This window comes from Bhargavaea sp. GQ12, assembly GCF_059758705.1.
In genome coordinates, this window is sequence record NZ_JCAXEU010000006.1 from 103,005 (window position 1) to 117,488 (window position 14,484).

Annotated in this window: 17 protein-coding genes; 13 read left to right on the forward strand and 4 right to left on the reverse strand. The window is 47.6% G+C overall.

Annotation, left to right across the window (positions count from 1 at the left end; translation table 11 throughout):
* Nucleotide 1: 1 nt before the first annotated feature.
* The 12 genes from AC6CHQ_RS07715 to AC6CHQ_RS07770 all read left to right on the forward strand — a co-directional run bounded on the left by AC6CHQ_RS07715 (nucleotide 2) and on the right by AC6CHQ_RS07770 (nucleotide 10,454).
* Complete coding sequence (locus AC6CHQ_RS07715) at nucleotides 2-3,769, forward strand: hypothetical protein (protein WP_498081262.1); 3,768 nt, start codon at nucleotides 2-4, stop codon at nucleotides 3,767-3,769.
* Nucleotides 3,769-3,987 carry a hypothetical protein gene (locus AC6CHQ_RS07720; RefSeq protein ID WP_498081263.1) on the forward strand — a complete coding sequence of 73 codons (219 nt, stop codon included), beginning with the start codon at nucleotides 3,769-3,771 and terminating at the stop codon, nucleotides 3,985-3,987. The genes AC6CHQ_RS07715 and AC6CHQ_RS07720 overlap by 1 nt, the downstream gene beginning before the upstream one ends.
* Complete coding sequence (locus AC6CHQ_RS07725; protein ID WP_498081264.1) at nucleotides 3,984-4,118, forward strand: hypothetical protein; 135 nt, start codon at nucleotides 3,984-3,986, stop codon at nucleotides 4,116-4,118. The genes AC6CHQ_RS07720 and AC6CHQ_RS07725 overlap by 4 nt, the downstream gene beginning before the upstream one ends.
* An 81-nt stretch (nucleotides 4,119-4,199) precedes the next feature.
* Nucleotides 4,200-4,469 (forward strand): hypothetical protein, encoded by a 270-nt coding sequence (locus AC6CHQ_RS07730; RefSeq protein ID WP_498081265.1) that lies wholly within the window; start codon nucleotides 4,200-4,202, stop codon nucleotides 4,467-4,469.
* Between the two features lie 31 nt (nucleotides 4,470-4,500).
* The gene (locus AC6CHQ_RS07735; protein WP_498081266.1) at nucleotides 4,501-5,076 is read left to right on the forward strand and encodes a hypothetical protein; all 576 of its coding nucleotides are present in this window, start codon (nucleotides 4,501-4,503) and stop codon (nucleotides 5,074-5,076) included.
* A gap of 435 nt (nucleotides 5,077-5,511) precedes the next feature.
* Entirely contained in the window at nucleotides 5,512-5,775 is a 264-nt protein-coding gene (locus tag AC6CHQ_RS07740) for a hypothetical protein (RefSeq protein ID WP_498081267.1), read from the forward strand.
* Between the two features lie 132 nt (nucleotides 5,776-5,907).
* Nucleotides 5,908-6,153 carry a hypothetical protein gene (locus tag AC6CHQ_RS07745; RefSeq protein ID WP_498081268.1) on the forward strand — a complete coding sequence of 82 codons (246 nt, stop codon included), beginning with the start codon at nucleotides 5,908-5,910 and terminating at the stop codon, nucleotides 6,151-6,153.
* A gap of 106 nt (nucleotides 6,154-6,259) precedes the next feature.
* Nucleotides 6,260-6,811, forward strand: a complete 552-nt coding sequence (locus tag AC6CHQ_RS07750) for a phage holin family protein (RefSeq protein ID WP_498081269.1) — start codon at nucleotides 6,260-6,262, stop codon at nucleotides 6,809-6,811.
* The gene (locus AC6CHQ_RS07755) at nucleotides 6,801-7,085 is read left to right on the forward strand and encodes a phage holin (protein ID WP_498081270.1); all 285 of its coding nucleotides are present in this window, start codon (nucleotides 6,801-6,803) and stop codon (nucleotides 7,083-7,085) included. The genes AC6CHQ_RS07750 and AC6CHQ_RS07755 overlap by 11 nt, the downstream gene beginning before the upstream one ends.
* Nucleotides 7,086-7,088: 3 nt before the next feature.
* Entirely contained in the window at nucleotides 7,089-8,225 is a 1,137-nt protein-coding gene (locus tag AC6CHQ_RS07760; protein ID WP_498081271.1) for a peptidoglycan recognition protein family protein, read from the forward strand.
* A gap of 337 nt (nucleotides 8,226-8,562) precedes the next feature.
* Nucleotides 8,563-10,206 (forward strand): S-layer homology domain-containing protein, encoded by a 1,644-nt coding sequence (locus tag AC6CHQ_RS07765; RefSeq protein WP_498081272.1) that lies wholly within the window; start codon nucleotides 8,563-8,565, stop codon nucleotides 10,204-10,206.
* Nucleotides 10,206-10,454 (forward strand): DUF3006 domain-containing protein, encoded by a 249-nt coding sequence (locus AC6CHQ_RS07770; RefSeq protein WP_498081273.1) that lies wholly within the window; start codon nucleotides 10,206-10,208, stop codon nucleotides 10,452-10,454. The genes AC6CHQ_RS07765 and AC6CHQ_RS07770 overlap by 1 nt, the downstream gene beginning before the upstream one ends.
* A 43-nt stretch (nucleotides 10,455-10,497) precedes the next feature.
* Here the strand turns inward: AC6CHQ_RS07770 and AC6CHQ_RS07775 are convergent, their stop codons facing one another.
* From AC6CHQ_RS07775 to AC6CHQ_RS07790, 4 genes are all read right to left on the reverse strand, one after another.
* On the reverse strand, nucleotides 10,498-11,034 hold the full coding sequence (locus AC6CHQ_RS07775) for a PIN domain-containing protein (protein WP_498081274.1): 537 nt from the start codon (nucleotides 11,032-11,034) through the stop codon (nucleotides 10,498-10,500).
* Complete coding sequence (locus tag AC6CHQ_RS07780; protein ID WP_498081275.1) at nucleotides 11,018-11,356, reverse strand: STAS-like domain-containing protein; 339 nt, start codon at nucleotides 11,354-11,356, stop codon at nucleotides 11,018-11,020. The genes AC6CHQ_RS07775 and AC6CHQ_RS07780 overlap by 17 nt, the downstream gene beginning before the upstream one ends.
* An 18-nt stretch (nucleotides 11,357-11,374) precedes the next feature.
* Complete coding sequence (locus tag AC6CHQ_RS07785) at nucleotides 11,375-12,199, reverse strand: hypothetical protein (RefSeq protein ID WP_498081276.1); 825 nt, start codon at nucleotides 12,197-12,199, stop codon at nucleotides 11,375-11,377.
* Nucleotides 12,200-12,392: 193 nt separating this feature from the next.
* Nucleotides 12,393-12,632, reverse strand: coding sequence for a hypothetical protein (locus AC6CHQ_RS07790; RefSeq protein ID WP_498081277.1), 240 nt, complete (start codon nucleotides 12,630-12,632; stop codon nucleotides 12,393-12,395).
* A 570-nt stretch (nucleotides 12,633-13,202) separates the two neighbouring features.
* On the opposite strand from AC6CHQ_RS07790, the gene tyrS reads away from it, so the two are divergent.
* On the forward strand, nucleotides 13,203-14,468 hold the full coding sequence (gene tyrS, locus AC6CHQ_RS07795) for a tyrosine--tRNA ligase (RefSeq protein ID WP_251238404.1): 1,266 nt from the start codon (nucleotides 13,203-13,205) through the stop codon (nucleotides 14,466-14,468).
* Nucleotides 14,469-14,484: the final 16 nt, after the last annotated feature.

Consider the following 14,484-nt stretch of genomic DNA (forward strand, 5'->3'; position numbering starts at 1 on the left):
ATTGGCAGAACTACGAACATGGCACACACTCACCATCGACACCGGAGATGAAAACTGGTCCGCCCGGCCCGACCTTGTCCAAAACGCGGATTACGGATTCATCCTCAACGTCCGTCACTTTGGCGCGGAAATCAACCTCACGGATGTCCGCGATGTTATTCTCATCAGCCAGCCGCCCAAGCGTGGAGAGGTACCAGTCATCTCAGAGGGAACGGTCTCCGGGGAATCACAGGTAACTGTTCCAATAAAGCGCGGAGAAGTTGCATGGCCGGGAGTCGTAAAGGCCCAACTGAAGCTACTCGGCACAGACGGCGGCACGATCAGCACTCTTCGATTTGAGTACCAGGTGCAGGAAGACGTGGACAATGGCGCTGTTCCGTCCACAGAGGAGCGCACGTATTTCGAGGACGCCATTGACAAGATCTACGACTCGACAGCGAATGCCGACCGGGCAGCTAAAGAAGCGGACGCCGAGCGAAGCAAACTGACCGGACAAGTCGGGCAGGCCATTAAGACGTTGAATGAGGATAAAGAACAAGTTCTCACGGAAGTCAGCTCGACCATCAGCACGCTCAACGAACAGAAAACGTCAGCCATCGAACAGATGCAGACCGAAACCCGGTCGAATATTGAATCCCTGCACGCGGAGAAGAGTCAGGCTATTGAGCAAATGGAGGAGCGCACTACCACTGCCATCGATACCCTCAACACAGAGAAGGGCGAGGCGATCCAGCAACTGGCCGATGTCCGGGAAGCGAACCGGATCAACCGGCTTCCGGCTGTCGAAACCGTTGCTGAACGGGACAGCCGGTATCCTACTCCGACGCAGGGCGACACGGTTCGGGTCATTTCTGAAGCCCGCACATACAGCTACGAGGACGGTGCCTGGATTGTAACCGACGCGAATCATCCGACGGCGATTAGTGAGGCCCTGTCCAAGTTGGACGATGCAGGTGCAGCCCAGACAGTTCTGTCCGAGGGGACGCACGTCGTAACAAGCCCGACAGACTCCCCGGTCGGCATGGAGATCCGCGGGACCACCCTTGTCTCCCTGGGTAACTCGAATCTAGAGAAGGGGAAGTATTACGCCCTTACAGACGAGAAGTACAAGGTTATCACGGATGGGAAAACGGTGGCCGGGGTCGGCAAATTTCAGAAGGGCGAGACGAATAAAACGGTTGCGGATTACACAGGAAAAGTTGTAGGAAGTACAACGTTGAATCCTCATAAGGCTTTGAGGACGGCATATCCTTCACATTTCAATGTGGATGCACCGAATGAATTAGGTAATGACACGGAATATGCACGGATAAGTTCTCTGGATTCCCAAGCAACGGCAAGTGGAGGGCCGAACGCAACATCAGGATATTACGGTCAATTCGTTTTTACCTTCAATGTCATCGAGCAAGTAGAAAGAAATCTGGGGACTATTCCGGGGGGGACAGTTTCAGAAAAGGTCGCATGGATTAATGCTAACGCAGAAACCATTCGGATTAATTGGTATGGATACGGTCAAGGACCAAGCGGATATAAAGCGAGCTTGGATGTTTACCGTGCAGGCACATCATATAAAAATTGGTTGAAAGCCTCTGAACATACTTCAAATGCTATCACAAGATTAACCTACCCTCTGTTTTCTGGCGATTTAGCAAGTACGTCAGGATTCGTTAGTCAAGATGGTTTGTTACGGGCGATTGTATACGCCGAACCGTCAGACGGAGTAACTTTTTCTCAAATTTACACCGACTATGTGAATCTCGACATCACCCTCAAACCCACCGCCCAACTCAACACCCGCCCGACCATCGTGAGGGTGGAGAACTTTGAGGGGAAAGTGAAGGGAAGCAAAGCAGAAAACCCTCACATCATAGGAAACCGGACGTCATCGACTGAACTCGCAAGCCCTGGAAGTATTGGCGCAGAGCCAGAATCGACAGACGCCTACAAAGAAGGCGACGGGCGATATGTAGCCATTTCAAGCAACCAGGTCATTGGCTCCGTTCCGCAACAAAAATATGAGTTCGATCTGGTGGAGGCCGTCGAGCGGAATGTGGGGAAAATCCCCGCAACAGGAAGACAAGGAAAGGCTGACTGGCTAAAAGATAACCTGGAAACTCTAAGGTTCTATTGGTCCGGAAAGGCCACCTCGACGACGAACACAGTCCGAGTACGCCGGTGGCATTATGACGCGAACAGGTGGGACGTCGCGGGCTACGAAACATCGAATAAAGTCTCTTTTTTCACCCGCATCACTGACGCGAAATACGATTACATCGGGAACGGATACGCGATCTTCCTGGCTGACGGCAGTCCGTATGACGGGGCTACGTCGTCCGACCTCTATATGGACTATGTTGAGCTGGAGATCCACCTGAAACCGACCGCCGACTTCCGCCAGCCGCGCGTGCCGCTCTATGAAGTGCCAAAAGCGGAATATGACCGGATCGGCGTGACGTACACGGACCAGGAGACCAAGCGCCGTTACCCGATCGTCGAGGGCGTCCAGCACTTGAGGAATCCATATGTGGTGAGTGCAGGAAGGACCGCAGGGGATAACCTAATCAATCCGATAGAATTTGTACACAGGCACAACAATGGTGAAATTTCACTATCTGATTACGGGGTTATTGTCTCGAAAACATCGTCCGGTGCAGGAGAATTGTCTGGGTATTTGGTGAAGGTTGAACCTAACACGACTTACACTCTTTCCGGAAGTCTTGAAAATAAGGGCAGCGGGGCAAGGTTAATGCAATTCAAAAAGAGACCTTCCGATCCATCGAACGGATATGACACACTGGTGAATAATTTCAGTCTACCATTCACCTTTACAACCAGAAGTGACGCCGGGTATCTGCTAATAGGGGCGTATTCATCAACAAGCTCGGTAGGCTTGACAATGGAAAACCTCATGCTCACCCCTGGCACAGACCCAAAACCATTCACCCCTTACAACCCACATACTCTCAGCGCTCCCGTCACACTGAGCGCCGTTGGAGACAGACGTGACGTTCTGTATCAGCATGACGGCCGGTGGTATGTGAGGAATAGGGTGAAGGAAGTCGAGATAGAGCCGGGTGACTTCCGGGTAGGTGGCGTGAGAGAAGGGTTCCGAATGATTGAAACCACCGAATTGGCAGAACCTAAATACGCAAATGGGAATGTTAGCAGTCGAATCATCACTGATTTTACCGGGAAAAGATTGGCTCACGGTGTCAGTACCGTTGTCGATAGGTTTAGTGGTCTGGAAAGAGGTTACACATGGCTCACGATTCCGAACGAACACACCGGCTTTTCTCCCGATGCGTCTTACACGTTTGATGATGCAAGTCGCTACTTCAACGGATGGCGCTATACGGACGGCACAACCTGGATCTCAGTCACTGGCAACGGCCAGACCGCCACAGCCGAGGAAGCACTGTCCACCATGCCAACCGACTACACGCCGTACAAGCTGACGTATGTACTCGCGACTCCGGAAGTGACCGATGTGACCGACCTGGTGGAAGGCGACCTCATCGTCAGCGAACTCGCGCAGATCACGGTCGGCAGCGAAGGACAGGTCAATGTCCAAGACGCTATTCTCACGATCCAGCAATCACTCCGGTCCGCGTTCGATGCAGTCAACACCAAACTCTCGGATAACGTTCGCGACACGCTCATGCTCAAGCGGCAGATGCTTGAGGTCCTTATCCGCTTGGATGCCGTTGAGGGGCGTGTGGACGTACTCGAAATGCCGCCTGAGCTAGTACCAGAGGGAGGAGAGGTCTGATGCAGTACCTACGCGAGAAACTGAAAGAGGATCTCGGGATCACAGACGAGCAGTACAATGAGCTCGTCCGGCAGGCCCGGGAGGAATCCACGGTGAAGAACGATATGGACAACATGGGCGAGATCAGCGCCGTTCAGGTCCAGATGCTGAATGACATGGGTGGTATGGTGGCAGATCTCATGACGCGGGTCATGATGCTGGAGGTGAAGAGCAAATGATCGAGTTCTATGTAACGGCCGTTCGTTTTGGGCTGTTGGATATGGAGCGGGTGCCTGCGGTTTATCAGACCATTGTGGAGGCGCGACTAGCCGAATTGGAGCAGCCGGAGGAAGAAATTGTCGAATACTAGTAAAAAAAGGCATTTTACTAGAAGGACTTTCCTCCTTGGTATCGAATTATGCAGTATCGACGCCAAGGAGGGGTTTTTTGTATGCGTGAAAAGCTGAAAGTAATGGATCCTGAGTTAAGAAGCGCCCTATGTGAAATTCTCTTTACGAGGAAAATTAGATCGGTACAAGAAATTGTTGAGTCTGCAACGATGAGGGGCTATGACCAAGAAACCATTATGAATAACCTTGATGTTTTTCTATACAATGAATTAATAGAACTACGTCAAGCAGGAATGCCTCTCTATGACACTAATGATTTGTTAATAAACGAGTCGAAATATAATGAACTCAAATCAAAAGGGGACCTTTAAATAACCCTTTCACGAAGGGAGTGGATCTTTAATGAGGAATAATTTTTTTCCTGTAGAAGCAGATAAGCTTAATTATGTAATGCGTATTTATGAAAATGAAATTAGCAACAGGAATGAATGGATTGTAGAAAATAGCATTCAGTTAAACCAGTCTATTAATACCAAGCGACCGTCTGTTGTTATTTCGTACGCAATGTCTATCATTAATCATGCGATGCTAGTATTAAGATTATTAGATAAGGAGGCAATAGGCGCTAGAATCAAAGATGATGAAAAAGAAAAGGCAAAAGAGCGCGCGCATATCTTACATCAAAGAAATCCCGATTTGCCACCTCCTCCAGACTCTTTGAGAGCTATTAGGAACGATTTTGAGCATTTTGAGGCGCGATTAGATGAGTGGGCGACGTCACATAACCCCAATACGTATATTGATCTAAATATGAATATAGGGCCTGGGGAGTTTATTTCTAAAGTAAGAAAAGAAGATACCTTTCGGCAATTAGACAACCTTAAATTAACATTTTGGAACAATAGTATCGAATTACAAGACGTGGTAGACTGGGTTGGCCAGGTTTGTGAAATAATCGAAAGCAATAATAGTCAATAAGAGCAACCAACCGGATGCTCTTTTCTTATGAAGGATTACTCCCACGGATTGCCGAATTATGAGGCAAAAGGGGGAATGCTTTATGAGGACGGCGGAATTTCGTCGAATCGCATTTGATGACTGGGAACGAGCTGCAAAGGGGACCATTGAGGACAATGCAAGTTATCTGGAGATCAAGACAGAAAACCGAGCTGTTTTATCATTTCTTAGCCGGTGTAGGACAACCCAGGAGGTTATTTCGAATCCTGTTGTCTGGGTTGACAGAACTTACAGGGTCCACGCCGGAGCCTACAAGGTCATCCACATGGATGATCAAGGCACAGTATTACGCAAGATAAAATAGGAATAGTGTCCGTCCAGGTAATCTTTTCTAGCTACATTGGGAAGGACTCCCTTTCTATTTGTCGAATTATGACACAGGAAGGGGGAGCTCCAATGAAAGATATAGAATTTTGGAGAATTTCTTTTAACGATGGGGTATTTGTAGTAAACGGTACAATTAGGAGATCCTCAAAAGCGCTCGAGATTATGACAGAGAGTGAGGCCGTCAGGGCATACCTCATGCACTGCATGGAAACTCAAGAGGTAATCAGAAACCCTCTAGTGAATGTCGGGAAAAGCTTCCACTTCTATGCGGGAGACTACAAAGTCATCTACATTGACGAAAAAAACATTGTTCTTAGTAAATCGAAAAAATAAGAGGAATACTACAAAAGAACATCCAAATTGGGTGTTCTTTTTAATTTTAAAGGGAAAAGGCAAATAGGTGCAGAAAAGAGAGTAGGGACAATATCACTACTCAACAATAATATCGCAAGGAGAACAAAAGTTATGAATGATGATGAAATCCAGTTGCCAAAGGCGAAAGTGAATACCTACTTAGGCGACTCTCGAGAGCAAATTCGGACAAGGCTAGAGGTCCTTCTGGAAGATCTACCTAATGGGATAGAAAAGGCAAAGGCAGGAGATGCTGAATACGCTGCTGTCTATCTTTCAGCTATAGAGAAAATTCTAAGTTCTGCTCTAGATGATGAAGCTATAGCATATAAGAAGTTAGTATCCAAGCAGGATAAATAATATCCATAGATAGTAAGCATGAGCGTCCACACGGGCGCTCTTTTTATGTACAGAGAGATTCATTTCAAAGGGGGAGCGTGAATGCAGGAGGGAGAGAATCGGGGTGATGAGTCGCTTGGAAGTCACCGGTATTAAAGGGGTTGGTGCCCTGATCATAAGTTTCATCATATACATGATCGACGTTGTGAACGAGGCCATTGTGGTTCTCGTCTTTTTTATGCTCTTAGACATGATCACGGGTCTGTTGCGCTCATGGGTGACTAAGTCACTGGACAGTACAATCGGCTTTGCCGGGGTGGTCAAAAAGTTCGCGATTATCATCATGGTCGGCATGGCTGCGGCACTTGAATACATGATTATGGCAGTTGGACAGGATCCCCACGGTTTTGTTTTGCTCGGAGTAACATCGTTTTTCATCGTGAATGAAGGAATCAGTATACTCGAGAACTGTGCTCAAATTGGGCTGCCGATTCCGGCGGCTCTTTTTAATGCGCTTGTAAAACTTCACCGGGATCCAACCGGGAAGGAGCAGCGTATCGCTCGGCATCCAGTAATGGACCGGGTGGATAAGGCTGATCTGTTAAAGCAGAACGAGATTCTCCAGCACGAGCTTCAACAACTCAAAAAGAAAGAGGAGGAAAATCTAGATGAACATTAACTGGCGTGTGAGATTCAAAAACCCCGTATTTTGGGTGCAGTTACTGGCCGCGGTCGCTGGTCCGGTGCTCGTGTACTACGGATTGAATTATGAGGACTTCACCACATGGGGAGCAGTCTGGTCCGTCACTGTGGATGCGTTCAAGAATCCATATGTAGTCGGAATGATTTTCTTTGCGGCATGGAATGCGGTGAACGACCCGACCGTCTCCGGGGTACACGACAGCCGCAAAGCCTTGACGTATGACAAGCCAAAAGATCCAAAGGGGTTGTGAACTATGGTTTCACTCAAACAGCAACTTGTGTCCAGCCGTGCGGCGGTATCGTCCGGCGTGAATGCTTGCGATTACATCACCATCCACGAAACAGCCAACACAAGCCGCGGGGCAGCGGCGCAGTCACATGCCAACTTGCAAAGCCGGGGGAACTCCCGGAACGCATCCTGGCATTATCAGGTGGATGATATAATCGCTATTCAGTCATTCCGCGACAATCAGATTTGCTGGCACGCCGGTAGCGGAACCGGGAACCGCCGATCCATCGGCATTGAAATCTGTGTAAACTCGGATGGCAACTTCAAGAAAGCGGTTCAGAATGCTGCCGACCTCACCACGTTGCTGATGAAAAGACATAACATCCCGGCAAGTCGTGTGGTCCAACACAATCATTGGTCCGGCAAAGACTGTCCACGCTTCCTCAGACACTCTTCAAAGGGCGTTAGTTGGTCTCAGTTCAAAGATATGCTCGGGAAGGGCACCGCGGTTTCTGGGACATCCAGTGACGCATTGGACTACAAGACCTTCCGTTACGGTCAAATGCTCACAGAGGGCATGGGCGGGGCGGCTGCCAAACGGATGCAAGAGGACCTAACTAAACTCGGATATCCGCTTGTGGCTGATGGCATCCTCGGTCCTGCAACGGACAGGGCGATCCGCGCCTTCCAATTGGCGAACGGACTCAATGTGGATGGGTATGCAGGAGAAGCGACACAGAAACGGATCACTGAACTACTCAATGAATTGAACAAGCCAAAACCACAGGAGGTGGCGCATGTGGCGAAACCAAAAGATGAAGGAATCAGGGAAGATCTCCAAGCAGACGTTGAAGGCGCGATTCGGATGGGTGTCACCAATGGTGTCCGCCCGAATGACTACACGAAACGTCAGGAAACAGCCGCAATGATCTATCGCGCCACTGACGGTCGTAAGTATTCTGACGAGGTGCGCGATGACTTTGTGGCTGACATGGAGTATGCAAAAAACCAAGGCATCTCAACCGGAGTTCGTCCGAATGCCCCGATGACTAGAGCAGAGGGGATTGTCATAGCCGCCAGATCCCATCACAAACTTTCAAAAGAAATTCAAGAATTGCGATTGGAAATTGAAGATTTAAAACGAAAAGCTGATAAGTATTAAGACAAGCGGCCTTCCCATTATCGGGTTGGCTGCTTTTTTATTGGAATACTTTTCTTGGGAATTACAGTATGGTAAACTGTTCAGAGCAGAACTTCAAATATGTGGACGTTCTGCCAACAGCCGGCTGACAAGGCCCCGTCAAGAGCCTGACATCTCCGGCTATAGTTATGCGATAGCAAATGCGGTCATCCTACTATAGGTTGACCGTCTTTTTTCTATTTCTACGATGTACATATTTTTTCTAGGACATATGCTCTACCATTTACAAAAAACTAATAGACACCCCCAAATATATCCATTATCATATAATCGAATCAGTTTACAAGGGGGAGAAGTATTGAACAAGTTTTTCAAGATGATGCTGGCCGTCGTTCTGCTTGTGGCTCTCGTACCACTTCAGAGCGTATCAGCCGCAACAAAATTCAAAGATGTCACGGGCTACCAGGATGAAATCAACTTCCTGACAAACAAGGAGATCATCAATGGTTATCCGGATGGAACGTTTAAGCCAACCAAGAACCTTAATCGCTTGAACGCTGTCCAAATGATCCTACGCGAGAAGGGGGTCACAGACTTTAACGCGCCGGATCCTGGTTTTACCGACATGAAGCCAGGCTCATACGGCTACAAGGAAGTCGCAAAAGCGGTCCAACTGGGCTTTATCTCCGGTAAGACCGCAAAGAACGGTTCCAAGTACTTCGAGCCAAACGGCACATTGACCCGTGCCCAGATGGCCAAGATCCTCGTTGAAGGTTATGGACAGAAGGAGACAGACCAAAAGTACAGCTTCACAGATGTCTCTGACAAGCACTGGGCGAAGGACTACGTTGAAACGCTTGCTTCAAACAACATCACGACAGGTTATCCAAACGGAACATTCGATCCTCAAGGCTTCCTTTCCCGCCAGCACTTCGCAGTTTTCATGGCCCGTCTGCTGGATGATCGCTTCAAGCCGGTAGTTCTTCCGCAGGCCCAGGTTCACTTCATCGACGTTGGCCAGGGAGACTCCATTCTCCTTCAAGCTGCAAACGGCAAGACTATGCTCGTCGATGGAGGAACAAAGTCCGCTGGAAACAAGGTAGTCCAGTTCCTACAATCTAAAGGTGTGAAGAAGCTCGACTATGTCGTAGCGACTCACCCAGACGCTGATCACATTGGCGGATTGATTCCGGTCCTTCAAAACTTCCCTGTTGGCACATTCATCGACAGTGGGAAAGCACATACTACACAGACATACATCGAACTGCTTGAACTCATCGATGCCAAGGACATTCCATTTGTGGTTCCTACAATTGGTCAAAACTTCGCCGTGGATCAATTTAACGTCAAAGTTCTGTATGCTGATGAAACTGCCTCTGATAATAACGATGCTTCAATCGTTCTGCGAGCCGAGTATGGCAATGTCAGCTTCCTGCTCGCCGGAGATGCTGATAAGAACATTGAAAGCCAGCTGATCAGCCGTGGTGGAGTAAAGTCTACAGTTTTGAAAGCCGGCCACCATGGTTCTAACACCAGCACTTCCGCAGCGTTCGCTAAAGCGGTAAGCCCACAAGCAACTGTTCTTTCTTATGGAAAAGACAACTCGTATGGCCATCCACATGCAGAAGTCGTCGACGCACTGCGCGCTAACGGTTCGAAGATTTATTCGACTGCTGTGTCCGGCAACATTACGTTCACAACGAATGGCAATAGCTTCAATGTAAACACAGCAGCGTGGACTGGTGGAGGCACACCGAAACCAGCTCCAGCTCCGGCTCCTAAGCCGACACCGGCGCCAGCACCTGCACCTAAGCCGACGCCTGCACCGGCTCCGCAGCCTACACCTGATCCAGGCAGCGGAACATACGTTATTCCTGGGGCGCCAACTACGTTCCAGAACTGTACTGCAATGCGTGAATACTACCCGAACGGCGTGAAGAGCAGCCACCCGGCGTATGCATCCAAACACGACCGCGATAAAGACGGATGGGCGTGTGAGTAATGACCAAATACACCATTGATCGGTTCGATGATGGGTTTGCGGTACTGCTGAAAGTCGACGAGGAAGAGACGCAGTTGCTCGTTCCCAAAGCTGAGCTGAAAGGCAAAGCTAAAGAAGGGGACAGGGTTCAAGTCGAAACATTTGAGAGCGGAAAGAGGATGTTTGAAGTCCTCGAGCAGGAGACGCTCACCCAAAAGCAGAAGGCAGAAGCCTTGCTGGAGAAGCTGAAGAACAAGAATAAGAAATGAGGAAAGCGGCCGCCCGTGTGGGTTGGCCGCTTGTTTGTGGGACCTAAACTAGCGCAGTAATAATATCAATGTCAAAGTTTGTGTTCCTGAAATCCCTATCATGTGTAACAACCTTTAGATTGTAGCGGTTTGCAAGAAATGCATAGTACTCATCATTAAAATCTTTCGTGGAATTATTTACAAAAAAGTCATCCTCATTAAATTCATTAAACGCGTCATGAATTTGTTTGCTGTTATTGACTATTTTTTGTTCTGTGATACTTCCAATGTGAGTTAACACAGGTGCATAACTACTGTTGTTCCTAAAATCTCTTTTGTAGTCAGACAGTTTGTCTGTCTTCTTAACCAAATTAAACTCTAGTCTACTGTATGAATTGATAAATTCTGAGATCAGAAGTGTATTAACAACTATTTCATTTCCGGATTCTCTAATTTCTTGGTAAAAATCACTATAAGCTTGTACTACACTAGAATTGTAGTTTCCGATACTACAATACATATACATCCATATATTAGTATCAAAAAAGAAGGTGTCATCAGGAAGGATTTTATATGAATTTAGTTCATGAATTGTTGCCATCTTCAAACACCTCATCGAAAACTGCGGAATTGTTATAATTTAAGTTAACACGTTCTATTACTTGTTTAACTAAATAATGATCTATGGCATCTAAATTGAGATATTTTAACTTTGACTCAACTTCGGTTTTATCAAATCTATCGTACAAATGCCCAATCCCCACATTTAAAAAAGCTGTGGTAAGATCTGTTATACCTTCGAAATCAATAGAAATTTCCGAATGGCTTCCGAAGAACTTAATAATTTCATCTCTTAGCAATTCTCCCTTTTGTGAAGAAATTGCAACTGTGGAGCCAATGGCATCCTGAACAAGAATTTTCAAGTTTGGATCTCTCCTTAATTAAAAATTGCTACCAAAGTTCGAAACTATATTTACTATTGTGCCTTGAAAATTATGCATTGAACTTCGTTTAAAGGGTTCTCCAAAGTCTTGTTCCCAAAATCCATTGCCAGAAACAATTTGCAATGAACCGCTTTGTTTTAAATGGCCTTTCAATAAATGCAAACCAATGCCGCCATCATTAGCTTGTTTTGTGGTGTTTCCAAATCCAGTTGCCCACTCAATTGCGTCTTGATCAATTACATGGCCAATCTTATTTCTTACATTATGCCCAATGGTGACTCCGATATCCACAATGGTAAACCCTACTTTCTCATTCTTGTGGAAGTACTGTCCGCAAGTGTATACGAAGTCGCTTTGAGCATGTTGGCCCGCGTTAATGAATGTTTCCTGCAAGCAAGTCTTAAAAACCTTCTTTTGAGAAGCACTCAAGGGAAGTTGGATTTTAGGGATTACCTCAGAATCGAGGTATTCCGTGAACTCTTCAGATTCATCTATGTGAAACCTTCTAAATGGAATTGTGCTGTTGTAATAATCATTTATGCTGCCAAGATTATAGTGCTCATAAAAACCATTCTTCATAAAAATGGCTTTAATTTCATCGTTTACACCCACAAGTGAGACATTACAATTATTCTCGTGTAGTACTTCAATTATAGAACCCAATATAGCTGTTAAATTTGCCTCAAACCAAAAGGTCGAAGAAAAATCAAAGTTGACGTCTGTGTTTTTGCATTCGTTACTTACATGGCAAGCTTTAGTGAAAAAGTTTAATCCACTATAATCATTTTTCACTCTATTAGGAACAGAGATATCTACAGCCAACTTTTTTCCCCTTTTCATTCTATATTCATCGGCTATCTGATTTTATGTACATTTAAAAATGTCGTAAATCATCATTCCTTACCTCGAGGTCAATTATATCAATATCTTGCATCCATCTACCATTTTATGCGTAAGTGATTTAAGAAAATGGTGAGTGACTTCTTAAAGCTTCCATTCTTAGGAGTAAAGGAATTTATTTTAAATAGAAGTTCCAATCCATTGGCTCATTTCCAAGCTCCCACTCTGGATTAACATACACAGTCCGTCTTTCCGAATCGCTCGTGATAACTCCCTTCAAATACAGTGGGCCACCTTCAACGCGCTTTGCCTTCCGGATGGTATCAGCTGCTGTCGTCGGATCCTCAGTTGCTTCTCCATAATTATGCAAGCGCCCATTTTGATCAAGGGTTAATACTTGAAATGTCAGGTTCATGTCGAATCCTCCTTCACCTGATTGTAGCGCATACATAAAACCGCCGCACCGAAGTACGACGGTCGTCATCTGCCCACTGATTTTTTAACGTCCCTCAAGAGCTCCCCCACAATGTCCCCCAAATGGTCGGTGCAGAACAAGTTCTTTTGGAAGGCCGGCCGGCAGTCCAATCATTAAAACCCTTGGTATCTCAACGTCTCACTAAACACAAAACCTCACTTCAAATTCCGGCATTACTATATACCATATTGCGACAGGGGGAGAAATCTGTATTGACATCGTTCCCGTTTCCGATAAAATGAGGATTATTATCATATTGAAACCGAGTGAGGATGGGGCCGGAGTAGCGCCGTCCGCCGAGCAATCAGAGAGGCAGCGGATGGTGGAAGCTGCCCGGCGGACGATCCGTGAATTACAGCCCCGGAGCAAGGCGCCGGCATGCGTTAACATGCATAAGCGGGGAAGCGGATTGCGCTTCCCAAGCCGGGTGGTACCGCGTTGATGGAATCAGCGCCCCTGCAGGATCCATGGATCCGCAGGGGCTTTTATTATTTTCTGGAGGGATGAACAATGACGAATGAACTGATCGATGACCTGAAATGGAGAGGCCTCCTCTACCAGACGACCGACGAAGAGGCGCTGGCCGAACTGCTGAACAAAGAAAGCATCTCCCTCTACTGCGGAGTCGACCCGACTGCAGACAGCCTGCATATCGGGCATATCGTTCCTTTTCTGACGCTGCGCCGGTTCCAGAAACATGGACACAGGCCGATCGTGCTGGTCGGCGGAGCGACTGGCATGATCGGGGACCCGTCGTTTAAGGCAGATGAGCGGCAATTGCTGTCTGAGGAGCAGTTGGCCCACAACGTGGCGGGTATCCGCAGTCAGCTCGAACAGATTTTCGACTTCAGTGACGAGAATGCCGCGGTCATGGTGAACAACAAAGACTGGTTCGGCAAAATGACGGCAATCGATTTCCTGCGCGATTACGGGAAGCTCCTGAGCGTGAACTACATGCTGGCAAAAGAGAACGTAGCAACGCGTCTTGAGACCGGCATCTCGTTCACCGAGTTTTCCTACATGCTTATCCAAGGCTCGGACTTTAACCATCTGTACGACCATTACAACTGCCGCGTGCAGGTCGGCGGATCCGATCAGTGGGGCAATATCACCACTGGCCTTGAGATCATCCGCAAAACCCATGATGAGCATGCAAAAGCTTTCGGGCTGACCATCCCGCTCGTTACGAAAGCCGACGGAACAAAATTCGGCAAGACAGCCGGCGGCAGTGTCTGGCTCGATCCCGAGAAAACTTCACCATATGAGTTCTACCAGTTCTGGATCAATACGGCCGATGCGGATGTCATCAAGTACCTGAAGATCTTCACGTTCCTCGCCAAAGAGGAGATTGCGGAACTGGAAAAGGCGGTTGAAGAAGAACCGCATCTACGCAAAGCCCAAAAGACATTGGCGGAAGAAATGACGCGCCTGATCCATGGAGACGAGGCGCTGGCGCAGGCAGAGCGCATTACCGCGGCGCTGTTCAGCGGCGATCTGAAGGCCTTGTCCGTGTCCGAGATGAAGGATGCATTCAAGGACGTGCCAAGCTTCGAGATGGCGAAGGAAGACCGGAACATAGTCGACCTGCTCGTCGGGGCCGGCATTTCCTCCTCGAAGCGCCAGGCACGTGAAGACGTGACCAATGGTGCCATCTCCATCAACGGTGAGCGGATCAAGGAGCTCGACTACACGATTGGATCAGCTGACCGTCTGGACGACGCGTTCACCATCATCCGGCGCGGCAAGAAGAAATATACGATGATCAAATTCAACTGACCGGAAAAAATGATGA